General features: G+C 71.6%; 18 protein-coding genes. 12 read left to right on the top strand and 6 right to left on the bottom strand.

Translation table 11 applies throughout. From position 1 onward, the window contains the following. Positions 1-443: 443 nt before the first annotated feature. Positions 444-800 carry a YciI family protein gene (locus ACFV2J_RS18240; protein ID WP_385081550.1) on the top strand — a complete coding sequence of 119 codons (357 nt, stop codon included), beginning with the start codon at positions 444-446 and terminating at the stop codon, positions 798-800. Positions 801-845: 45 nt separating this feature from the next. Then, the gene (locus tag ACFV2J_RS18235; RefSeq protein ID WP_385081551.1) at positions 846-2,114 is read left to right on the top strand and encodes an RNA polymerase sigma factor; all 1,269 of its coding nucleotides are present in this window, start codon (positions 846-848) and stop codon (positions 2,112-2,114) included. A gap of 34 nt (positions 2,115-2,148) precedes the next feature. Here the strand turns inward: ACFV2J_RS18235 and ACFV2J_RS18230 are convergent, their stop codons facing one another. Then, positions 2,149-3,336, bottom strand: coding sequence for a methyltransferase domain-containing protein (locus ACFV2J_RS18230; RefSeq protein WP_385081552.1), 1,188 nt, complete (start codon positions 3,334-3,336; stop codon positions 2,149-2,151). 306 nt (positions 3,337-3,642) lie between these two features. Here ACFV2J_RS18230 and ACFV2J_RS18225 point away from each other — a divergent pair, with 306 nt between their 5' ends. The 3 genes from ACFV2J_RS18225 to groL all read left to right on the top strand — a co-directional run bounded on the left by ACFV2J_RS18225 (position 3,643) and on the right by groL (position 6,845). Beyond that, positions 3,643-4,452 carry a polysaccharide deacetylase family protein gene (locus ACFV2J_RS18225; RefSeq protein ID WP_385081553.1) on the top strand — a complete coding sequence of 270 codons (810 nt, stop codon included), beginning with the start codon at positions 3,643-3,645 and terminating at the stop codon, positions 4,450-4,452. Positions 4,453-4,793: 341 nt separating this feature from the next. After that, positions 4,794-5,102 (top strand): co-chaperone GroES, encoded by a 309-nt coding sequence (gene groES, locus ACFV2J_RS18220; protein WP_060901476.1) that lies wholly within the window; start codon positions 4,794-4,796, stop codon positions 5,100-5,102. Between the two features lie 114 nt (positions 5,103-5,216). After that, the gene (gene groL, locus ACFV2J_RS18215) at positions 5,217-6,845 is read left to right on the top strand and encodes a chaperonin GroEL (protein WP_266700883.1); all 1,629 of its coding nucleotides are present in this window, start codon (positions 5,217-5,219) and stop codon (positions 6,843-6,845) included. 202 nt (positions 6,846-7,047) lie between these two features. Here groL and ACFV2J_RS18210 read toward each other — a convergent pair whose 3' ends face one another. Continuing rightward, the gene (locus tag ACFV2J_RS18210) at positions 7,048-7,821 is read right to left on the bottom strand and encodes an SDR family NAD(P)-dependent oxidoreductase (RefSeq protein WP_385081555.1); all 774 of its coding nucleotides are present in this window, start codon (positions 7,819-7,821) and stop codon (positions 7,048-7,050) included. A 131-nt stretch (positions 7,822-7,952) separates the two neighbouring features. Further along, complete coding sequence (locus tag ACFV2J_RS18205; RefSeq protein WP_385081556.1) at positions 7,953-8,621, bottom strand: MOSC domain-containing protein; 669 nt, start codon at positions 8,619-8,621, stop codon at positions 7,953-7,955. Positions 8,622-8,700: 79 nt separating this feature from the next. Between ACFV2J_RS18205 and ACFV2J_RS18200 the strand changes: the two genes are divergently transcribed. Next, positions 8,701-9,597, top strand: coding sequence for a LysR family transcriptional regulator (locus ACFV2J_RS18200; protein WP_385081557.1), 897 nt, complete (start codon positions 8,701-8,703; stop codon positions 9,595-9,597). Positions 9,598-9,736: 139 nt separating this feature from the next. Here the strand turns inward: ACFV2J_RS18200 and ACFV2J_RS18195 are convergent, their stop codons facing one another. After that, the gene (locus ACFV2J_RS18195) at positions 9,737-10,066 is read right to left on the bottom strand and encodes a WhiB family transcriptional regulator (protein WP_153289078.1); all 330 of its coding nucleotides are present in this window, start codon (positions 10,064-10,066) and stop codon (positions 9,737-9,739) included. Positions 10,067-10,456: 390 nt separating this feature from the next. Between ACFV2J_RS18195 and ACFV2J_RS18190 the strand changes: the two genes are divergently transcribed. The 4 genes from ACFV2J_RS18190 (at position 10,457) to ACFV2J_RS18175 (ending at position 15,172) form a co-directional block, all read left to right on the top strand. Then, positions 10,457-11,068 (top strand): response regulator transcription factor, encoded by a 612-nt coding sequence (locus ACFV2J_RS18190; protein WP_003948568.1) that lies wholly within the window; start codon positions 10,457-10,459, stop codon positions 11,066-11,068. A 256-nt stretch (positions 11,069-11,324) separates the two neighbouring features. Beyond that, positions 11,325-11,900: a sigma-70 family RNA polymerase sigma factor gene (locus ACFV2J_RS18185; protein ID WP_148010063.1), complete on the top strand. Its 576-nt coding sequence runs from the start codon at positions 11,325-11,327 to the stop codon at positions 11,898-11,900. Between the two features lie 499 nt (positions 11,901-12,399). After that, entirely contained in the window at positions 12,400-13,908 is a 1,509-nt protein-coding gene (gene guaB / locus ACFV2J_RS18180) for an IMP dehydrogenase (protein ID WP_329321705.1), read from the top strand. A gap of 139 nt (positions 13,909-14,047) precedes the next feature. Further along, a complete protein-coding gene (locus tag ACFV2J_RS18175) occupies positions 14,048-15,172 on the top strand; it encodes a GuaB3 family IMP dehydrogenase-related protein (RefSeq protein ID WP_385081559.1) in 1,125 nt (374 codons plus the stop codon). Positions 15,173-15,425: 253 nt separating this feature from the next. Here the strand turns inward: ACFV2J_RS18175 and ACFV2J_RS18170 are convergent, their stop codons facing one another. Further along, positions 15,426-16,634: a nucleotide sugar dehydrogenase gene (locus tag ACFV2J_RS18170; protein WP_385081560.1), complete on the bottom strand. Its 1,209-nt coding sequence runs from the start codon at positions 16,632-16,634 to the stop codon at positions 15,426-15,428. Between the two features lie 261 nt (positions 16,635-16,895). Here ACFV2J_RS18170 and ACFV2J_RS18165 point away from each other — a divergent pair, with 261 nt between their 5' ends. Then, positions 16,896-18,602, top strand: coding sequence for a glycerol-3-phosphate dehydrogenase/oxidase (locus ACFV2J_RS18165; RefSeq protein ID WP_385081561.1), 1,707 nt, complete (start codon positions 16,896-16,898; stop codon positions 18,600-18,602). Between the two features lie 69 nt (positions 18,603-18,671). Here the strand turns inward: ACFV2J_RS18165 and ACFV2J_RS18160 are convergent, their stop codons facing one another. Then, positions 18,672-19,961 carry a serine hydrolase gene (locus ACFV2J_RS18160; RefSeq protein ID WP_385081562.1) on the bottom strand — a complete coding sequence of 430 codons (1,290 nt, stop codon included), beginning with the start codon at positions 19,959-19,961 and terminating at the stop codon, positions 18,672-18,674. Between the two features lie 149 nt (positions 19,962-20,110). On the opposite strand from ACFV2J_RS18160, the gene ACFV2J_RS18155 reads away from it, so the two are divergent. Beyond that, positions 20,111-22,354, top strand: coding sequence for a serine/threonine-protein kinase (locus ACFV2J_RS18155; RefSeq protein ID WP_385081600.1), 2,244 nt, complete (start codon positions 20,111-20,113; stop codon positions 22,352-22,354). Positions 22,355-22,373 lie beyond the last annotated feature (19 nt).

Raw genomic sequence — 22,373 nt, 5'->3', positions numbered from 1 at the left:
TCGCGGGTGTTTTTTTTTTTTTTAACCGAGACCACACCCCCGCGGGCCCCGCCCGGCGGGCGCCCCCGCCCCCCCCGCGCGCGCCCCCCCGCCCCCCCCCGCGGCCGGTGCCGCAGCCCACGTCCAGCGCGGTGCGCCCGTGTCCGTGCCCGTGTCCGGGCAGTTTCCGCAGCAGGAGCCGGTGGTAGTGGTCGTTGTGGTCGAAGGGCACAGGGGAAACGTCGCACACCGCGGACACGGGCGGTAGAGCTCCCCGGACAGCCGTCCTCCGGCCCTTCCCGCAGCTGCCCGTGGGCCGCCCGGGAAGCCTCGGAAGCCGTCCCGCGGCGCTCGGAAAAGAATCTTCGAGGTTTTCCGGGGACCGTGTCGAAACCGGCGCCCCGCGATCGACGCAGGGGTGAGAGGCGAGGAGAAGCCCCGCCCTCCGCACCGAAGGAGCCACCATGCCCCGCTACCTGTCCCTGGTCCGTATCGACGAGACCAACGCCCCCGCCGAGGGCCCGAGCCCGGAGCTGATGCAGCGGATGGGCGAGCTGATCGAGGAGATCACCAAGGCGGGGGTCATGCTCGACACCGCCGGACTGACGCCGACCGTCCAGGGCAAGCGGGTGCACTGGGAGGGCGGACAGCTGTCCGTCACCGACGGCCCCTTCACCGAGTCCAAGGAGGTCGTCGGCGGTTACGCGCTCATGCAGTGCAAGGACATGGCCGAGGCGCTGGAGTGGACCAAGCGGTTCCTGAAGACGCACGAGGAGCACTGGACCGTGACCTGCGAGGTGCGGGAGATCGCCGAGGGCTGAGCGGCGGCTTGGCCCAGCCGGTCCGCTGGTGTCTGATGGTGGGCTGTGGAACAGCAGCCCACCGTCACCCCGTCCGGTGCCGACGAGACCGTGGAGACGATCTTCCGGATCGAGTCGCCCCGGATCATCGCCGGCGTCACCCGCGTCGTCCGGGACGTCGGCATCGCCGAGGAGCTGGCCCAGGACGCACTCGTCGCGGCGCTGGAGCAGTGGCCGCGGGACGGGGTCCCGGACAACCCCGGCGCCTGGCTCATGGCCACGGCCAAGCACCGGGCGATCGACCTCGTACGCCGCCGGGAGCGCTACGCGCGCAAGCTGGAGGAGATCGGGCGCGACCTGGAGACGACCGTCCCCTTCGAGGAACCCTCCGACCCGGACGACATCGACGACGACCTGCTCCGGCTCGTGTTCACCGCCTGCCACCCGGTGCTGTCCGCCCAGGCCCGCATCGCCCTCACGCTGCGCCTGCTCGGCGGACTGAGCACACCGGAGATCGCCCGCGCCTTCCTCGCGCCGGAGGCGACGATCGCCCAGCGCATCGTGCGCGCCAAACGGACGCTGGCGACGAAGGGGGTCCCCTTCGAGGTCCCCTACGGCCCGGACCGGGAGAGCCGGCTCGGCTCGGTCCTCGAGGTCATCTACCTGGTCTTCAACGAGGGGTACGCGGCCACGGCCGGCGACGACCTGCTGCGCCCCGCCCTCTGCGAGGAGGCCCTCCGGCTGGCCCGCGTCCTCGCCGAGCTGATGCCCGAGGAGCCCGAGGTGCACGGGCTCGTCGCGCTGTTGGAGCTCCAGGAGTCCCGCGCGGCCGCCCGCACCGGGCCCTCGGGCGAGCCGGTCCTCCTCAGGGACCAGAACCGCCGCCGCTGGAACCGCCTGCTGATCCACCGCGGCTTCGCCGCCCTGGCCCGCGCGAGCGCCGTCACCACCGGTGCCCCGGGTCCCTACGCCCTACAGGCCGCCATCGCCGCCAGCCACGCCCAGGCGTACACCTACGAGGACACGGACTGGCGGCAGATCGCCACGCTGTACGGACTTCTCGCGGCGCGTTCCCCGTCGCCCGTCGTGGAACTCAACCGGGCAGTCGCCGTCTCGATGGCGGACGGCCCCGGACCCGCCCTGGCCATCGTCGACACGCTCGCGGCCGAACCCGCCCTGCGCGACTACCACCTGCTTCCCAGCGTCCGCGGGGACCTGCTCGCGCGGCTGGGGCGCACACGGGAGGCGCGGGCGGAGTTCGAACGGGCCGCCGGTCTGGCCCGCAACGAACGCGAACGGAAACTGCTGGAGGCACGCGCGGAGGAGTGCGGCTAGGGCGCAACACGCCCTGGGGCGTGGTGCGGTGCCGTCAGGCGGAGTGCTGCCGGGCCGGGTGGCCGAGCAGCATCGTCGGTGCCCCCGCGACCCGGGTCAGGAAGACGGTGGCCGCGTGCGGACCCTGCGGCTTGACCTTCCTGCGCAGTTCCTCCGGCTCGACCGCGGAGCCGCGCTTCTTCACCGTCAGCACGCCGACCTCCCGCTCCCGCAGCAGCGCCTTCAGCTTCTTCACGTTGAAGGGGAGCCGGTCGGTGATCTCGTACGCGGTGGCGTACGGGGTCGGGCGCAGCGTGTCCGCGGTGATGTACGCGATGGTTTCGTCGAGGAGCCCGCCGTCGAGGTCCTCGGCCGCCTCGGCGACCAGATGGGCGCGGATCACGGCGCCGTCGGGCTCGTACAGATAGCGTCCGACCGGCCGCACCGAGGGGTCGGGCAGGCCGCGGCCGCGCAGGAGGCGCGGGCCGGGCAGCAGGGTGGCGCGCACCAGACCCGGTTCGGTGCCGAACCACAGCACGGCCTCCTTCACGTCCCCGCCGTCCGAGATCCACTCGGCCTCCGCCTCGGCGGGGACCGTCTCGTGCGGGATGCCCGGGGCGATCTTCAGGGCGGCGAGCGGGGCCTTCAGAGCCGCCCCGACCGCCCAGGAGAGCGGCGGTGAGTACGCCTCGGGGTCGAAGATCCGCCCGCCCGCCCTGCCGCCCCGCCGTGCCGGGTCCACGAAGACGGCGTCGTACGGGGCCGTGTCCACCTCCGTGACATCGGCCTCGCGCACCTCGATCAGACCGGAGAGCCCGAGCGCGTCCGCGTTCGCGCGGGCGGCGGCGGCCGCCAGGGGGTCACGGTCGACGGCGAGGACGCGGATCCCGGCGCGGGCCAGCGCGATCGCGTCGCCGCCGATGCCGGAGCAGAGGTCGGCGACCGAGCGCACTCCGAGGGCGCGCAGACGCTCCGCGCGGTGCGTGGCGACCGTGGTCCGGGTCGACTGCTCGACCCCGTTCGCCGTGAAGAACATCCGCTCCGCGTCCTCGGCGCCGAACTTCGCCGCCGCCCGCTGCCGCAGCCGCGCCTGGCCGAGCGCCGCGGAGACCAACTCGGCCGGATGGGTGCGGCGCAGCCGGGTGGCGACGGCCAGCTCCTGGGCCGGTTCGGTGCCGCGTACCTCGTCGAGCAGCGCGTGGCCCTCGGGGGTGAGCAGGGAGGCGAAGGAGACGTCGTTCACCGGCCCATTGTCGGTCAGTGTGGGCCAGTCGGTGGACGGTGCGCGTCCGGTCGCGGTGTCGAAGCCCCGTACGGGCCCTGGCCTGGGAGGATCCGACACCATGCGATCAGTACGACAAGCCGATAAAAATGACGCGAAATGGACGAGTGTCCGAAGCGGGACCGCCGTCCTCGCCGTCATCGGAACCGCCTCCGGCCGTGCCGGCGGCGGGGTCGCGGAGGTGTGGCCCGCACCAGGCCCGCGGCGGGCGTCGCCGGCGCCCGCGGCCGAGCGCCGGGGACCGGCCGCGGCGCGGGAGGGCCACCTGTGAGACGAGGGTCGCCGGGCCCGGGCACCCGGGTGCGCGCGCGGGCGGGCGCCGCGCTGGCCACGGCGCTCGCCGCCGTCCTGCTGGCCGGCTGCGCCCAGTCCGTCGACCCGATCGAGCGCCTGGGCAAGAAGGCCGCACAGGAAGTGGGCAGGGCCCGCCCGCACGGTCCCGCGTCGGCGACGTACCGGCGCTGGGGACTCTCCGCCCCGCTCGCCCCGGCTCCGCGACCGCCCGCCCGCACCGGCGTGCGCCGCGACCGGAAGGGGCTGGTCCCGGTCGTCGGCCGCGTGCCCACCCGCGACAAGGTGGTCTTCCTGACGTACGACGACGGCGCCGAACGCGACCCGCGGTTCGTCGACATGGTGCGTGAACTGCGGCTGCCGGTCAGCATGTTCCTCACGGACAGCGTCGTCGGCCCCGGTTACGGGCACTTCGCGCGGCTGCGGGAGGTGGGCGCGAGCGTGCAGAACCACACCCTCGACCACGCCTCGCTGCGCGGCCTGCCGTACGCCGGCCAGCGGGCCGAGATCTGCGGCCAGCAGGAGAAGCTCAAGGCCCGCTTCGGCATCCGCCCCCGGCTCTTCCGGCCCCCCTACGGCACCTACGACACCACCACCCTGCGCGCCGCCGCCGACTGCGGGGTCTCGGCCGTCGTCCTGGGCAGGGAGGCCGACGCCCACCGGCTGCGCCCCGGCGACATCCTGTCCGGCTTCGAGGAGCCGAACCTCACCGCCGCGACCACCCGCCTCCTCCGCCGCATCCAGGCGGAGGGCTTCACCCCGGCCCGCCTGGAGAACTACCTCTGATGACCCACGCCCGCCGATCCAGCCCGTCCGGCGTTTGAGGACCAGCCCTCCGGGCGATGGCGGGGGTCCAGGGGGCGCAGCCCCTTGGCCGGGGGTCCGGGGGCAGGGCCCCCAGCAGCGCGCCCACACCGACGAACGGCACCCCGAACCCCACGCCACGCCGAAGGCCTTTGGCACTCCGCTTGACCGAGTGCTAATCGCGGTCATAGTCTCAGGCCTGGCACTCCCCACTGGAGAGTGCCAATAGCGACGGGCAGGTCCGGCACCCGCGACGACGGATCCACCTGGTCGCCACCTCAGACAGTTAACCCCGTGAGATCTCCGAAGGGGGAGGTCGGATCGTGACGACCACCAGCTCCAAGGTTGCCATCAAGCCGCTCGAGGACCGTGTCGTGGTCCAGCCGCTGGACGCCGAGCAGACCACGGCTTCTGGCCTGGTCATCCCGGACACCGCGAAGGAGAAGCCCCAGGAGGGCGTCGTCCTCGCCGTGGGCCCGGGCCGCTTCGAGAACGGCGAGCGCCTGCCGCTCGACGTCAGCACCGGCGACATCGTGCTGTACAGCAAGTACGGCGGCACCGAGGTGAAGTACAACGGCGAGGAGTACCTCGTCCTCTCGGCCCGCGACGTGCTCGCGATCATCGAGAAGTAATTCACCACAGTTCTGCAGTGAACTGCGCCCCTGGCCCCCGCGACCTTATGAAGCCGGGCGCTGGGGGCGCGGTTCGTTTTCACCCACGTTTTCCGAGAGGGCTGAACCGCTCCCATGGCGAAGATCCTGAAGTTCGACGAGGACGCCCGTCGCGCCCTTGAGCGCGGCGTCAACAAGCTTGCCGACACGGTGAAGGTGACGATCGGCCCCAAGGGCCGCAACGTCGTCATCGACAAGAAGTTCGGCGCCCCCACCATCACCAACGACGGCGTCACCATCGCCCGCGAGGTCGAGCTCGACGACCCGTACGAGAACCTCGGCGCCCAGCTGGTGAAGGAGGTGGCGACCAAGACCAACGACATCGCGGGTGACGGTACGACCACCGCCACCGTGCTGGCCCAGGCGCTCGTCCGCGAGGGCCTGAAGAACGTCGCCGCGGGTGCCTCCCCGGCGCTGCTCAAGAAGGGCATCGACGCCGCGGTCAAGGCCGTGTCCGAGGAGCTCCTCGCGACCGCCCGCCCGATCGACGAGAAGTCCGACATCGCCGCCGTCGCCGCCCTGTCCGCCCAGGACAGCCAGGTCGGCGAGCTCATCGCCGAGGCGATGGACAAGGTCGGCAAGGACGGTGTCATCACCGTCGAGGAGTCCAACACCTTCGGTCTGGAGCTGGACTTCACCGAGGGCATGGCCTTCGACAAGGGCTACCTGTCGCCGTACTTCGTGACGGACCAGGAGCGCATGGAGGCCGTCCTCGAGGACCCGTACATCCTCATCCACCAGGGCAAGATCTCCTCCATCCAGGACCTGCTGCCGCTGCTGGAGAAGGTCATCCAGGCCAACGCCTCCAAGCCGCTGCTGATCATCGCCGAGGACGTCGACGGCGAGGCCCTCTCGACCCTGGTCGTGAACAAGATCCGCGGCACGTTCAACGCCGTCGCCGTGAAGGCCCCCGGCTTCGGCGACCGCCGCAAGGCCATGCTGGGCGACCTCGCCACCCTCACCGGCGGTCAGGTCATCGCCGAGGAGGTCGGCCTCAAGCTCGACCAGGTCGGTCTGGACGTGCTGGGCACCGCCCGCCGCGTGACGGTCACCAAGGACGACACCACCGTCGTCGACGGCGGCGGCGAGCACGACGCCGTCGTGGGCCGCGTCAACCAGATCAAGGCCGAGATCGAGAACACGGACTCCGACTGGGACCGCGAGAAGCTCCAGGAGCGCCTCGCGAAGCTGGCCGGCGGCGTGTGCGTGATCAAGGTCGGCGCCGCCACCGAGGTGGAGCTCAAGGAGAAGAAGCACCGTCTGGAGGACGCCATCTCCGCGACCCGCGCCGCGGTCGAGGAGGGCATCGTCTCCGGTGGTGGCTCCGCGCTCGTCCACGCCGTGAAGGTCCTGGAGGGCAACCTCGGCAAGACCGGCGACGAGGCCACGGGTGTCGCGGTCGTCCGCCGCGCCGCCGTCGAGCCGCTGCGCTGGATCGCCGAGAACGCCGGCCTCGAGGGCTACGTCATCACCTCCAAGGTCGCCGAGCTCGACAAGGGCCAGGGCTTCAACGCCGCCACCGGCGAGTACGGCGACCTGGTCAAGTCCGGTGTCATCGACCCGGTCAAGGTCACCCGCTCCGCTCTGGAGAACGCGGCCTCCATCGCCTCCCTGCTCCTCACGACCGAGACCCTGGTCGTCGAGAAGCCGGCCGAGGAAGAGGCCGACGCGGGCCACGGCCACGGCCACGGTCACTCCCACTGAGGCACGCGGTGAGGCGCCCGCACCGGTAGGCGCCCACACCGTCGGACAGCACTGAGGCCCAGCTCCCTTCGGGGATGCTGGGCCTCAGCGCTGCACCGGGCACGCGCGCGCCCCACGGCCGTACCGTCCGTACCGGCCGTACAGCTCCACGGCCGTACAGTCCTGCTGTTCTACGGCTCAGCCGCTCAGCCGCTCAGCCGCTCTACTGCGGCCCGTACTTGCGCCCCGTCTTCGACGTGATCCCGCCGAGCAGCCCGCGCGGCGCCACCTTCACCACACCCATCAGCGCCTTGTAACGCAGGTCGGGGATGGACAGCGACTTGCCGCGGGCCAGGTCCGCGAGCGCCGCCGCGACCAGCTTGTCCGCGTCGAGCCACATCCAGTTCGGGATGTTGTCCGTGCCCATCCCGGCACGCTGGTGGAACTCGGTGCGCACGAAGCCCGGAGCCAGCGCCATCAGCCGTACGCCGCTGCCGGCCAGATCCTTCGCCGCGCCCTGCGTGAACTGCACGACCCACGCCTTGGACGCCCCGTACGTGCCCCGCGGTACGAACGCGGCCACCGACGCCACATTGACGACCCCGCCCCGGCCGCGCTCCCGCATGGCCGCGGTCGCCGCCGACGTCAGCCGCAGCACCGCCTCGCAGTGCACCTTGAGCATCGTCAGCTCGTCCGCCATCGACACCTCGAGGTAGCGGCCCTTGTTGCCGAAACCGGCGTTGTTGATCAGCAGGTCGACCGGGTTCCTGCGGTCGCTCAGCCGCCTGGCCACCGACTCGATGCCGTCGTCCGTCGCCAGGTCGGCCGTCAGCACCTCCGCCTCGATGCCGTGCCGGTCGTGCAGTTCCGTCGCCTGCTCGGCCAGGCGCTTGGTGTCGCGCGCCACCAGCACGAGGTTGTGGCCGTCAGCCGCGAGGCGGCGCGCGAAGGCGGCGCCGATGCCCGCGGTCGATCCCGTAATCAGAGCCGTTGTCATGGCCCAAGGCTAGTGACCTGACCAGGCGCACCGCGCCCCCCGCCTCCCGGTGCCCGGCCCCGCTCCCGGTGTGCCGCGCGGCCGGTGCCGCGGCCCTCGCCCGCCGTGCCCCGCGCGTGCTGCCGCGACCGCTAGCCGCCCTGCCGCGCCACGTACTTCTCCGCCGCCGCCAACGCCTCCGGATGCAGTGCCCGGCCCGCGGCCAACAGCCCTGGCAGCAGCTCGCGTTCGGTCGTCATGGCGCGGAACTCGACCGCGACCGTCACCTCGTGCTCCGGCCGGTGGACGATCTCGATCGGGTCCCCCGCGCGGATCTCCCCGGGCTCGACGACCCGCAGATACGCTCCGGGCGCTGCTTTCCGGGTGAACCGCTTCACCCAGCCGCGCTCCCCGAGGTGTTCCTGGAACGTGCGGCAGGGGATGCGTCCGGAGGTGACCTCCAGGACCAGCACGGAGCCGACCCGCCAGCGCTCACCGATCCGCGCGCCGGACACGTCCAGTCCCCGCGTCGTGAGGTTCTCGCCGAAGGCGCCGTTCACCAGTGGCCGGCCGAGCTCGCGCTCCCAGTCGTCGAGGTCCTCACGGGCGACGGCGTAGACGGCCTGGTCGTTCCCGCCGTGGTGGCGCAGGTCGCACACCGTGTCCCCGGCCAGACCGCTCGCGCCGACCCCCTTGGGCCCGGGGGCCGTCACCCGCACCGGCCCGGCCACCGGCTGTTTGTCGATGCCGGTCACACCGGCGGCCTGGTCCGTGTACGGGACGGCGCGCGCACGGCCCAGATTCAGAGACAGAAGCTGCATGACAGCACGCTAGGCGATGGGAGGCAAAGCGTCGACGCGATATTCGCCACCGTACCCAAGTCTCGCTTATGCTCGAACGGTGATCGAGGCTCGTCATCTCCGTGTTCTGCGCGCCGTCGCCGCCACCGGTTCCTTCTCGGCGGCGGGACGCGAACTGGGCTGCACCCAACCCGCCGTCAGCCAGCAGATGAAGGCGCTCGAATCGTCCGTCGGCACACCGCTGCTGATCCGCACGGGCCGTGAGATGCGCCTGACGCAGGCGGGCGAGGCCCTGGTGCGGCACGCGGCCGGCATCATCGCGGGGCTGACCGCCGCCGAGGAGGAGGTCGCCGCGATCGCCGGCCTGCGCGCCGGCCGGGTCCGGCTCGTCTCCTTCCCCAGCGGCAGTTCGACCCTCGTCCCCACGGCACTGGCCGCCCTGCGCGCCGCGCATCCCGGCACCCGGGTCTCGCTGGAGGAGGCCGAGCCGCCCGAGTCCGTCGACAAGCTCCGCGACGGCGACTGCGACATCGCGCTCGCGTTCCGCTACGAGGGAGCGGCGGGCGTCGAGGAGTGGGACGACCTGGTCGTACGGCCGCTGCTGCGCGACCGGCTGGTCGGACTGGTCCCCGAGGGGCACCGGCTCGCCCGCGCGGGGTCCGTCGCGATCGGTGAACTCGCCGGGGAACCGTGGATCGCGGGCTGCCCGCGGTGCCGGGGGCAACTGGTGGAGGTCTGCCGCCGCGAGGGTTTCGCGCCCCGCATCGACTTCGCCACCGACGACTATCCCGCGGTGGTCGGGCTGGTCGGCGCGGGTCTGGGGGTCGCGGTGCTGCCGCAGCTCGCGATCGAGTCCGTACGCCCCAAGGGCGCCCGCGCCGTGACCGTGGAGCCGCCTGTGTGGCGGGAGATCGTCGCGCTGACGCTGCCGGATCTCTCTCAGGTGCCGGCGGTGGCGGCGACGCTGGACCAGCTGGCCCTGGCCGCGGCCCGCTGACGACGGCGGACGACCGCGGGCGCCGCGCACGCGTCAGGGACGCGCGTGCGCGCGTCCGTTCCAGGGCATGCCGACGCACGCCCGATCAGGGGCACACCTCTGCGCCCAGCTGCGGACTCATCAATGAAGAAACGTTCCTTCAAGTGTTCGAAGCGGAGCCGCTCCCGGTGGCCGACGCCGTCACCAGGCGGTTCCGTGCCCGTCCCATGAGTTCTTCGCGCTCGTCCTCGGTCAGGCCGCCCCACACCCCGTACGGCTCGCGCACCGCGAGTGCGTGAGCGGCGCACTGCGCGCGTACCGGGCATCGCATACAGACCTCTTTGGCCGAGTTCTCGCGAGCGCTCCGTGCCGCACCGCGCTCGCCCTCCGGATGGAAGAAGAGCGAGCTGTCGACCCCACGGCATGCCGCGAGGAGCTGCCAGTCCCAGAGATCCGCGTTCGGACCGGGAAGGCGGGAGAAATCTGCCATTGCGTGTCCCCTTGTTGCCGTTCTGGGATGCTCTGTGCCCACCGACCGTACATCTACGATCTAAGGAGATGAAAATATGACTCATTGCGAATCTAGCCGCAGACACCAGTAAATGGGAAGAAAACAGGCTGAATGGGGCATAGGTTGTGTTGAAAGATTGAGGGTCCGTAGCGCATGTCTGCACCGTGTCCGTGCCTTCACGTAGAGTGCCGAAGATGACCGGCTGCCCCGTAACTCTTTCGAGTGACCATCGTTGAGAGTGCGGAGGCGGTTGAAGGAACAAGCGCTCGGGCAGACGGCAGTTTCCGTCGGCGAGTGTCGACCGCACAGGTGACGATTCGTACCAGCCTGGAGGCTCAAGGTGACGCGCATCAGCTGCGGAGGGCGGCCATGACATCCGTCCTCGTCTGCGACGACTCCCCGCTTGCCCGAGAGGCGCTCCGCCGTGCGGTGGCGACCGTGCCCGGCGTCGAGCGCGTGACGACTGCGGCCAACGGAGAAGAGGTGCTCCGCCGATGGGGTGCCGACCGTTCGGACCTGATTCTGATGGACGTACGCATGCCCGGTCTGGGCGGCGTCGAGACCGTTCGGCGGCTGCTGTCCGCCGACCCCGGTGCGCGCATCATCATGCTCACCGTGGCCGAGGACCTGGACGGTGTGGCACTCGCCGTCGCCGCCGGGGCCCGGGGATATCTGCACAAGGACGCCTCCCGGGCGGAGCTGCGCGCGACCGTGACCCAGGCGCTCGCCGACCCGACCTGGCGGCTCGCCCCGCGCAGACTGCGCTCGGCCGAGATGGGCGCCGCGCCCACGCTCACCGCGCGTGAGATCCAGGTCCTCGAGGGCATGAGCCACGGCCGCTCCAACGCGGAGATCGGCCGCGAGCTGTTCCTCTCCGAGGACACGGTGAAGACGCACGCCCGGCGGCTCTTCAAGAAGCTCGGCGCCTCGGACCGAGCGCACGCCGTGGCGCTCGGTTTCCGGTGGGGCCTGGTCCGCTAGGTGAGCCGTCGCGGGGCTACGACGCACCCCGCCTGCCGCGTGGCGGGCGGGGCCGACAAGGGGGCGCGCCGGGTGCCCGCTGCTCGTTTCGCCGCCGATGCCGCATCCTTGAGGTGTGGAGTTCCTCGGGGACGAGTCGGTCGAGCGGAAGGGGAGGGCGCAGGAGATGAGTTCCGGCGCACCTGCTCATAACGCTTCGGTGCACAACTACGGACGCGGTGCCACGGACAGAACGACGCCAAGGCACCATGGACCGATGCGTGACGACGAGACGACGGTGATCGGTGCGCTCGTCCATCGCGCGGTCGACGGCGACGAGCAGGCCACGCACGACCTGCTCGCTCATGTTCATCCTCTGGCATTGCGCTACTGCCGCACGCGTCTGTCCCGGCTGCCGGGCGACGCGCGGCACTTCGTGGAGGACCTGGCGCAGGAGGTCTGCGTCGCGGTGCTCCTCGCCCTGCCCCGTTACAAGGACACCGGGCGGCCCTTCGAAGCCTTCGTCTTCGCCATCGCCGCGCACAAGGTCGCCGACCTTCAGCGCGCCGCGATGCGCCATCCCGGGTCGACGGCGGTCCCCTCGGACGAGATGCCCGAGCGCCCCGACGACTCCCTCGGTCCCGAGGAGCGCGCGCTGCTCAGCAGCGACGCCGAATGGGCCAAGAAGCTGATGGCCAACCTCCCCGAGAACCAGCGCGAGCTGCTTCTGCTCCGTATCGCGGTGGGCCTCACGGCCGAGGAGACGGGCCAGATGCTGGGGATGTCACCGGGAGCGGTCCGGGTGGCTCAGCACCGGGCGCTGAGCCGGCTGCGGGCGCTCGCGGAGCAGTAGGCGCGCAGCCGCGGTCGCCGGAGGGCGCGCCGTGGCCGGCGTGCGCGAGAGCTGCCGAAGCGTGCGCGAGAGCTGCCGAAGGCACGGGCGGGTACGGGGCGGGAGCGCGGGCCGCGGGCGTGCGCTCCGTCGTGTTCCGCCGCGCTCGGTGTTCTGCCGCGCGGGTGTCGCGTCCTGTGATGTGTGCGCCGGGGTGCACGGTGCCCGGCTCCGCCGTGCGCCGTCGCGCGGTCGCCGGTTTCTTGCCGCAAAGGTGAGAACGGACACGGTGGAGTGCGGCATCGTCGGGAGAAACCGCGTCCGCGGAGTGTTACGGCACCGCGGTGACGGGGAGGCGAACCCCGGGGACCAGGCTGTCGGGCCGACGGATGAACGGCCCCGGCGTGGCGCCCGTACGAACCTACGAAGCCCGAGGGCGATCCGAACCGTGGAATGGGAGACCCTTGCTTCCCGTTAGCATGGACATCCGCACCGATCAAGGCCATTTGGGGAAGGTGTCATGACTGCCAACGTCGACGGAGTGCCCGCCAAATTCGCGACACTCGGGCTGACCTACGACGACGTGCTGCTGCTGCCGGGCGCGTCGGACATGGCGCCCGACGAGATCGACACCGCCTCGTACATCTCGAAGAACGTGCGGGTGAACATCCCGCTGCTCTCCGCGGCCATGGACAAGGTGACCGAGTCCCGCATGGCCATCGCGATGGCCCGCCAGGGCGGTGTCGGCGTGCTGCACCGCAACCTGTCCATCGAGGACCAGGCCAACCAGGTCGACCTGGTGAAGCGGTCCGAGTCGGGCATGGTGACCGACCCGATCACGGTCCACCCGGACGCGACGCTCGGCGAGGCCGACGCGATCTGCGCCAAGTTCCGCATCTCCGGCGTGCCGGTGACCGACGGCGGCGGCAAGCTCCTCGGCATCGTCACCAACCGCGACATGGCCTTCGAGACCGACCGTTCGCGCCAGGTGCGCGAGGTCATGACGCCGATGCCGCTGGTCACCGGCAAGGTCGGCATCTCCGGCACCGACGCCATGGAGCTGCTGCGCCGCCACAAGATCGAGAAGCTTCCGCTGGTCGACGACGCGGGTGTCCTCAAGGGCCTCATCACGGTCAAGGACTTCGTGAAGGCCGAGAAGTACCCGAACGCCGCCAAGGACGCCGAGGGGCGTCTGCTGGTCGGCGCGGCCGTCGGTGTGGCCGGTGACGCCTTCGAGCGCGCCCAGGCCCTCATCGAGGCGGGCGTCGACTTCATCGTCGTCGACACCGCGCACGGCCACTCCCGGCTGGTCGGCGACATGGTCGCCAAGATCAAGTCGAACTCCGCGGGCGTGGACGTCATCGGCGGCAACATCGCCACCCGTGACGGCGCGCAGGCCCTCATCGACGCGGGTGTCGACGGCATCAAGGTCGGTGTCGGCCCCGGCTCCATCTGCACGACCCGCGTGGTCGCCGGCATCGGCGTACCCCAGGTCACCGCCATCTACGAGGCCTCCCTCGCCGCCAAGGCGGCCGGTGTCCCGGTCATCGGCGACGGCGGTCTTCAGTACTCCGGCGACATCGCCAAGGCCCTGGTCGCCGGCGCCGACACGGTGATGCTCGGTTCGCTCCTGGCGGGCTGCGAGGAGTCGCCGGGCGAGCTGCTCTTCATCAACGGCAAGCAGTTCAAGTCGTATCGCGGCATGGGCTCGCTGGGCGCCATGCAGTCCCGTGGCGAGCAGCGCTCCTTCTCCAAGGACCGTTACTTCCAGGAGGGCGTCGCCTCCGACGAGAAGCTGGTGCCCGAGGGCATCGAGGGCCAGGTGCCCTACCGCGGTCCGCTGTCCGCGGTCGTGCACCAGCTGGTCGGCGGCCTGCGCCAGTCGATGTTCTACGTCGGCGGGCGTACCGTTCCCGAGCTCCAGGACAACGGCCGGTTCGTCCGGATCACCTCGGCGGGCCTCAAGGAGAGCCACCCGCACGACATCCAGATGACGGTCGAGGCACCGAACTACAGCCGCAACAAGTAGCCGTCACCAAGCAGCCGTACAGAGCTCCACGCGTGCGTGAAGCCCGAACGAGGGCGGTCCCGGAGGTTCCGGGACCGCTCTCGTCGTAGGCGTCGGGGATACTGGAAGGCGCAGAACCGAAGAGGGAAAGGCCACACACGTGACTGAGATCGAGATCGGGCGCGGCAAGCGCGGCCGCCGGGCGTACGCCTTCGACGACATCGCCGTCGTCCCGAGCCGCCGTACGCGGGACCCGAAGGAGGTCTCGATCGCCTGGCAGATCGACGCCTACCGCTTCGAGCTGCCGTTCCTGGCCGCCCCGATGGACTCGGTCGTCTCCCCGGCCACCGCGATCCGTATCGGCGAGCTGGGCGGCCTGGGCGTCCTCAACCTCGAAGGCCTGTGGACGAGGTACGAGGACCCGCAGCCGCTGCTCGACGAGATCGCCGAGCTGGACGTGGACGCCGCGACCCGTCGTCTGCAGGAGATCTACGCGGCTCCCATCAAGGAGGAGCTGATCGGGCAGCGCATCAAGGAGGTGCGCGACTCCGGAGTCGTCACCGCCGCAGCGCTGTCCCCGCAGCGCACGGCCCAGTTCTCCAAGGCCGTGGTCGACGCGGGTGTGGACATCTTCGTCATCCGCGGTACGACGGTGTCGGCGGAGCACGTCTCGGGCGCCGCCGAGCCGCTGAACCTCAAGCAGTTCATCTACGAGCTGGATGTTCCCGTCATCGTCGGCGGCTGTGCCACGTACACCGCGGCCCTGCACCTGATGCGCACCGGCGCGGCGGGTGTCCTGGTCGGCTTCGGCGGCGGCGCCGCGCACACCACGCGCAACGTGCTGGGCATCCAGGTCCCGATGGCCACCGCCGTCGCCGACGTGGCCGCGGCCCGCCGCGACTACATGGACGAGTCCGGCGGCCGGTACGTGCACGTGATCGCGGACGGTGGCGTCGGCTGGTCCGGCGACCTGCCCAAGGCCATCGCCTGCGGCGCCGACTCGGTGATGATGGGCTCTCCGCTCGCCCGTGCCACGGACGCGCCCGGCAAGGGCCACCACTGGGGCATGGAGGCGGTCAACGAGGAGCTGCCGCGCGGCAAGAAGGTCGACCTCGGCACCGTCGGCACCATCGAGGAGATCCTCACCGGCCCGTCGCACATCCCGGACGGTTCCATGAACATCTTCGGTGCCCTGCGCCGTGCCATGGCCACCACCGGCTACAGCGAGCTCAAGGAGTTCCAGCGCGTCGAGGTGACGGTCGCGGACTCGCAGCACAAGCGGTGATCTCGCGCTCGACCTGAACGAGGGGCCCGGACCGGCATCGGTCCGGGCCCCTCGCGCGTGCCCACGGGTTCTGGCCTCCGTACGGGTTGCCGGCGGGTGGACCGGACGGCGGCCGAGTCATGCGGTCCCTCTGCATCCCCCAGGGAGGCGAGCGCACAGCCGAGAGCGCCCGATTCGTGGTCGCACGTGTGTACGGGAGAGGGTGCACGGCAATGGGCGGCGGTGATCTCGGGCCGGGGGGATTTCGGTGGGGTCAGAGCCGGTGCGCCGCTCCCGTGGGGGTCGCCCCGCGGGTGTCCAGCAGGAGCTGGGCCTTCACGGACAGGCCCTGGAGGTCGTACGTCCGGTGCGGCTGGAGCAGGATCGTGAGGTCGGCGTCGGCGGCCGCCTCGTACAGGGAGTCGGCGCGCGGGACGGGGCGGCCGAGGACGTTCCAGGCCGGGACCAGGGGGTCGTGGTAGCTGACGGACGCGCCGAGTTCCATCAGGCGCAGGGCGATCTCGTGGGCGGGAGTGCCCTGTTGGTCGGCGAGATCGGCCTTGTAGGTGACGCCGAGCAGGAGCACACGTGCGGCGCGGGCCGATTTCCCGTGCTCGTTGAGGAGGGCGGCGGCGCGCCGGATGACGTACTGGGGCATGTGGTTGTTGACCTGCTGGGCCAGTTCGACCATGCGCAGGGAGCGCGGCGCGCGGCCGGTCAGGTCCTGGGGGATGCCGTGTCCGCCGACGCCGGGGCCCGGCCGGAAGGCCTGGAAGCCGAAGGGCTTGGTCTCGGCGCAGCGGATGACGTCCCACAGGTCGACGCCCAGGTCGTGGCAGAGCACGGCCATCTCGTTGACCAGGGCGATGTTCACGTGCCGGTAGTTGGTCTCCAGGAGCTGCACGGTCTCCGCCTCGCGTGGCCCCCGCGCGCGGACGACCTTGTCCGTGAGCCGGCCGTAGAAGGCGGCGGCCGACTCGGTGCAGGCGGGGGTGAGACCACCGATGATCTTGGGGGTGTTGGCCGGGGTGAAGTCGCGGTTCCCCGGGTCGACCCGGCTGGGCGAGTACGCGAGGTGGAAGTCGCGCCCCGCGCGCAGTCCGGAGCCCTCTTCGAGGAGGGGGCGCAGGAAGTCGTCCGTGGTCCCGGGGTGCACCGGTGACTCCAGGATCACCGTGGTGTGCGGGCGCAGGTGCGCGGCCAGGGTCCGGGCGGCGGAGGCCACCTGGGCCAGGTCGTGCGCGCCGTCCGGGCCCGGTGGGGTCGGGGCGCAGATGACGGCGGTGCGGACCCGGCCGAGTTCGACCGGGTCGGTGGTCGGCCGGAAGCCCCCCGAGAGCATCCGGCGCACTTCGGCGGGGGTGAGCGAGCCGCCTTCCGGCCCGGTCTTGTAGCCGAGCGTGGAGACGCCGGCGGCGACGGCGGCCTGGGCCAGGGGCAGGCCGAGATGACCGAGTCCGATGACGGCGAGATCTGCGGGCATGGCGTGGGCCGTCCTTCCCAGTAACCGAAGCGGGACAGGTGCGCAAGTCCTGTGGACAGGATGGACGAGCGCAATGTCAGACTAGGAGTAAATATGACCGATATGTGGGATTGGTCGGGCGAATTTCCGCGAGTGTTGTCCACAGGCTGAGGGCGCGTGGTGGCCGAAGAAGGGCAAGACGGTCAGACTTTGGGCAGGGGGCAGGTGAGCCGGGCGTCGCCGGACAGGTGAGGCCAGCGCGACAGACAGCGGGAGGCAGCGGTGAGGACAGCGAAACTGGGGCCGGCGGAGCGTGCCGAGTCCCTGGCGGGAATGGCCGAGCGCGAGCTGGACGTGCTGGTGGTGGGCGCGGGCGTGGTCGGTGCGGGCACCGCGCTCGACGCCGTGACACGCGGCCTGTCCACAGGCCTGGTCGAGGCCCGTGACTGGGCGTCGGGCACGTCGAGCCGGTCCAGCAAGCTGATCCACGGCGGTCTGCGCTACCTGGAGATGCTCGACTTCGCCCTGGTGCGCGAAGCCCTGAAGGAGCGCGGGCTCCTCCTGGAGCGGCTCGCACCGCACCTGGTGAAGCCGGTGCCCTTCCTCTATCCCCTCCAGCACAAGGGCTGGGAGCGGTTGTACGCCGGATCGGGCGTGGCTCTCTACGACGCCATGTCGATGACGAGCGGCCACGGACGCGGCCTGCCCACCCACCGTCATCTCTCCCGCGGCAAGGCCCTGCGCGTCGCCCCCGCGTTGAAGAAGGACGCGCTGGTGGGCGCGCTGCAGTACTACGACGCGCAGATGGACGACGCCCGCTATGTGGCGACCCTGGTGCGTACGGCGGCGGCGTACGGCGCGAAGGTCGCCAACCGTGCCCGCGTGACCGGCTTCCTGCGCGAGGGCGAGCGCGTGGTCGGCGCCCGGGTGCAGGACGTCGAGGGCGGCGGGGAGTACGAGATCCACGCCAAGCAGATCGTCAACGCCACCGGCGTGTGGACCGACGACACCCAGGCCATGGTCGGCGAGAGGGGCCAGTTCCACGTACGCGCCTCCAAGGGCATCCATCTGGTCGTACCGAAGGACCGGATCAACTCCTCGACCGGTCTGATCCTGCGCACCGAGAAGTCCGTCCTCTTCGTCATCCCCTGGGGGCGGCACTGGATCATCGGCACCACGGACACCGACTGGGACCTCGACAAGGCCCACCCGGCGGCGTCCAGCGCGGACATCGACTATCTGCTGGAGCACGTGAACTCGGTGCTCTCGGTACCGCTGACCCGTGACGACGTCCAGGGGGTCTACGCGGGACTGCGGCCGCTGCTCGCCGGGGAGTCGGACGCCACCAGCAAGCTGTCGCGCGAGCACACCGTGGCCCATCCGGTGCCGGGCCTCGTGGTCGTGGCGGGCGGCAAGTACACGACCTACCGGGTGATGGCCAAGGACGCGGTCGACGAGGCGGTGCACGGACTCGACCAGCGCGTCGCCGAGTGCGTCACCGAGGACACCCCGCTGCTCGGCGCCGAGGGGTACCGGGCACTGTGGAACGCGCGGGCCCGCATAGCGCAGCGCACCGGGCTCCATGTGGTCCGCGTGGAGCACCTGTTGAACCGCTACGGCGCGCTCGCGGAGGAGGTCCTCGACCTCATCGCCGCCGACCCGGCCCTGGCTGAGCCGCTGCCGGCCGCCGAGGACTACCTCAAGGCCGAGATCGTCTACGCCGCCTCGCACGAGGGCGCCCGGCACCTGGACGACGTGCTGACCCGGCGGACCCGCATCTCGATCGAGACCTTCGACCGCGGCACGCGCAGTGCCCGCGAGGCCGCCGAGTTGATGGCGCCGGTCCTCGGCTGGGACAAGGACCAGATCGAGCGCGAGGTGGAGCACTACGAGAAGCGGGTCGAGGCCGAGCGGGAGTCCCAGCGTCAGCCGGACGACCTGACGGCCGACGCGGCGCGGCTCGGGGCCCCGGACATCGTGCCCCTCTGACCTGCGGTTCCCGGCACATCACCCGAACGGCCGTAGGGATCCGGGATCTCCGCTCGGGTCCCGTCCGTTCTACCGGGTGCGAGGGCAGAACTCGGTGGAGAGCAGAGCGGGTTCGAGGCCGGGATCGGCGATCTGGTCCGTGTTCACGCGGAAGCTGACGACGTGACGGCCGTCGGCATCGGCCGCGGTGCGCACATAACTGCCGGATATGCGGCCGTTGTGCCCCCAGACCGTGGTGCCGCACGCCAGTTTCACGGGATAGAGGCCCATGCCGTACAGGCCGTGTGCGGTGCGGGTGTCGAGCATCTCGCGCAGCAGGCGCGGTGGGAGCAGTTCGCCGCCGAGCAGGGCCGCGTAGAAGCGGTTCAGGTCGGTGAGGGTGGTGACGAGCTCACCCGCCGCGCCGGCCACGCGCGGGTCGAGCTCGGTGACGTCCCTGCCGTCGGCGGTGTACGAGCGGCCGTGCGGGGAGGGCAGGGACGTCAGACCACCGGGGAAAGAGGTGCCGGTCAGGCGGAGCGGACCGATGATGCGCCGCTCGGCCTCGGCGGCGTAGGAGTGGCCGGTGACCTGGCGGACGACCAGGCCGAGCAGGACGTAGTTGGTGTTCGAGTAGGCGAAGCGGCCGCGGGGGGCCGGGGAGTGGGTGAGCGCGATGCGTACGGCCGCCGCCGGGGTGAGCGGGACGATGCCACCGGTGTCCGCGGTGAAGTCGTACAGACCGCTGGTGTGGGTCAGCAGGGAGCGCAGGGTCAGCCGGCGGCCGTCGTTGCCCGCTCCGCGCACCAGACGCGGAAGATGAGCTTCCACCGAGTCGGACAGCGACAGTCGGTGCTCGGCGGCCAGTTGCAGCACCACGGTCGCGAGGAACGACTTGGTGACACTGCCCGCGCGGAAGTGGTCGGCACGGGCGATGCCCCGTCCGGCGCCGGCGAAGCGTGAGCCCGTGCCGTCGGAGGAGAGCAGGGCCGCGGCCGGGGCCCCGCCGCGGGTGACGAGACGGTCGAGGGCGGCACGGGTGGTCCGGGAGAGGGGGGTTGGCGCGCCGGCCGCGACGGAGCCGATGGAATCGACGGAGGCGAGGGGGTATGAGGTGGCCGGTGCGGGGGACCCGGGGGTGCGCGAGGCCGTCGGCTTCGGCGGGGCGGGTGACGGCTGGTCCGTCGGCGCGGGCGGCGGAAGTGTCCGCGAACCCCCCGGACGGGGTGGCGCGGACGCCGCGGAACCCGCCGGCGGCAGGGAGAGGAAGGACGGGGAGAGGGGCGAGTTCAGGCCGAACAGGCCGGCCGGGGCCAGTACCGCGAGCGTCAGGGACAGTGGTATGACCAGGAGTGTCCGAGGTGTCCGGCGCGATGGCATCGGCGGTCCTTCCTTCTCGCCGTCCATCATGCGGGACGCCGCGGCCCCGGCACCGGGCGGACCCCTTCCGAGGGGCACCCTGGGCGCTGAGCGCTTGTCGGGTGAGGGACAATGAAGGCTCTGTCAGGGCGGGTTGCATGAGGGGACGCATGTCGGACGCGGAGCGGGCGGGAGCATCCCGTCAGGACAAGAGCGAACGTCTCCTCGCCGGGCGGTACCGCCTGGGGGATGTTCTCGGCCGCGGCGGCATGGGCACGGTCTGGCGGGCCCAGGACGAAACGCTGGGCCGCACGGTCGCCGTCAAGGAGCTGAGGTTCCCGTCGAGCATCGACGAGGACGAGAAGCGGCGGCTGATCACGCGCACCCTGCGTGAGGCCAAGGCGATCGCGCGCATTCGCAACAACGGCGCGGTGACGGTCTTCGACGTGGTCGACGAGGACAACAGGCCGTGGATCGTGATGGAACTCGTCGAGGGCAAGTCGCTCGCCGAGGTCATCCGTGAGGACGGCGTCCTCACACCGAAGCGCGCCGCCGAGGTGGGGCTCGCGATACTCGACGTACTGCGCTCGGCGCACCGCGAGGGCATCCTGCACCGCGACGTGAAGCCGTCGAACGTGCTGATCTCCGACGACGGCCGGGTCGTGCTGACCGACTTCGGCATCGCCCAGGTGGAGGGCGACCCGTCGATCACCTCGACCGGCATGCTCGTGGGCGCGCCCTCCTACATCTCGCCGGAGCGGGCGCGCGGTCACAAGCCCGGTCCCGCGGCCGACCTGTGGTCGCTGGGCGGGCTGCTGTACGCGTCGGTCGAGGGCGTCCCGCCGTACGACAGGGGCTCCGCGATCGCGACGCTCACCGCGGTCATGACCGAGCCGGTGGAACAGCCGAAGAACGCGGGTCCGCTGGAGAACGTGATCTACGGGCTGCTCGCCAAGGACCCCGAGCAGCGGCTCGACAACGAGCGTGCGCGAGCGATGCTCAGCGAGGTGGTCCGCGCCCCCGAGCCCCGGGCGGCCGTGCCGGAGCCGGTGGACGCGACGAAGGTCGTGTCGCTGCCGCCGCTGCCGGACGAGGGCTCCGGCAGGGGTAGTTCGGGCGGCTCCGGCGCCAAGCGGGGCGAGGAGTCCGGCGAGCGGTTCCGTGGTGCGCTGCGTTCTGTGCGCAAGGCCGCTTCGGCGGCCGGCGCCGCCACCGCGGCGGCGACGGCGCGCGCGAAGCCCACCGGTACGGCGGGCACCGAGGGCGCGGCTCCGAAGACGCCGACGGTTCCCGGGCCGGCGGCTCCGGCGGGCGCGACCCCGTCGAAGCCCGCGGACGGGAAGGCCACGACGGCCGGCTCGGGCGCGGTCGCACCGGGCCCGCGCACCGGAGCGACGGACGTCTCCCGCAAGCCGGGAGCCCGCGACGGCGTGACGGTGGGGCTGAGCTCCGGACCGGTCGGCGGGCCGGGCACGAAGGACACGGGCGGTTCGGCGGATTCGACCCGGGTGGTGGACGCGGTCGGTTCGAGCGGGACCACGGGCGGCTCGGGCTCGGGAGGTTCCCAGGGTTCGGGATGGCCGGTGGCGCCCGAGCGACCGCCGCGGCCCGCGCCGAGGGCGCCGCTCACCGACGTGGTGCCGCGGCGGACCCTCGTCGTCATCGCGGTGGTCCTGGCCCTCGTCGTGATCGGGACCGTGCTGGCCCTCACCCTCGGCGGTGGTGACGGCAACGGCGCGAAGGGCGGCAAGAGCGGCGGCACCAAGACCACCGCGTCCGGCGGGGCGAACGCCGGCAGCGGCGGCAAGGACGCGAACAAGGGCGCGCACACCGACAGTGGAGACAAGAAGGACGACTCCTCGGCCCCGGACGGGGGCGGCACGTCGGGCGCCACGCCCGGCGCGGGCGCCTCGGGCGACGGGAGCGGCTCCGACGACGACAGCGGTTCGGGCGGCGGCAAGGAGACCGGTTCCGGCGGCTCCACGGCGGAGTCGACCTACGAGGGGGCCCAGGGGTTCTCGATCGGGCTGCCCAAGGGATGGAAGTACCGGACCACGGACGACGCGGGCGCCCGTTTCACCGGCCCCGACGGGCAGAAGCTGCTCGTCGGCTGGACGTCGACCCCCAAGGACGACCCGGTCGCGGACTGGGAGAACCAGTCGCGGTACATGACGCGCTCGCAGTACCAGAGGATCCGCATAGAGAAGGTGGACTACCGCGGCTGGAACACCGCCGACTGGGAGTTCACCTACCAGGACGGAGGCACGAAGTACCGGTCGATCGACCGCGGATTCGTTGTCAACGCCCATCAGGGGTATGCGTTGATGTACACGGCGAAGGCCTCCGCCTGGGACAGCGATCTGCGCAAGGACACCTGGCAGACGCTGACGAAGACGTTCCGGCCGAAGTCGTGAGACGCGGGTCCGAGCCCGG

The organism is Streptomyces sp. NPDC059668, assembly GCF_042734135.1.
Lineage (GTDB): Bacteria > Actinomycetota > Actinomycetes > Streptomycetales > Streptomycetaceae > Streptomyces.
Note: the sequence above shows the minus strand (reverse complement) of the source record. Positions and strands in the feature narration are given on the sequence as shown.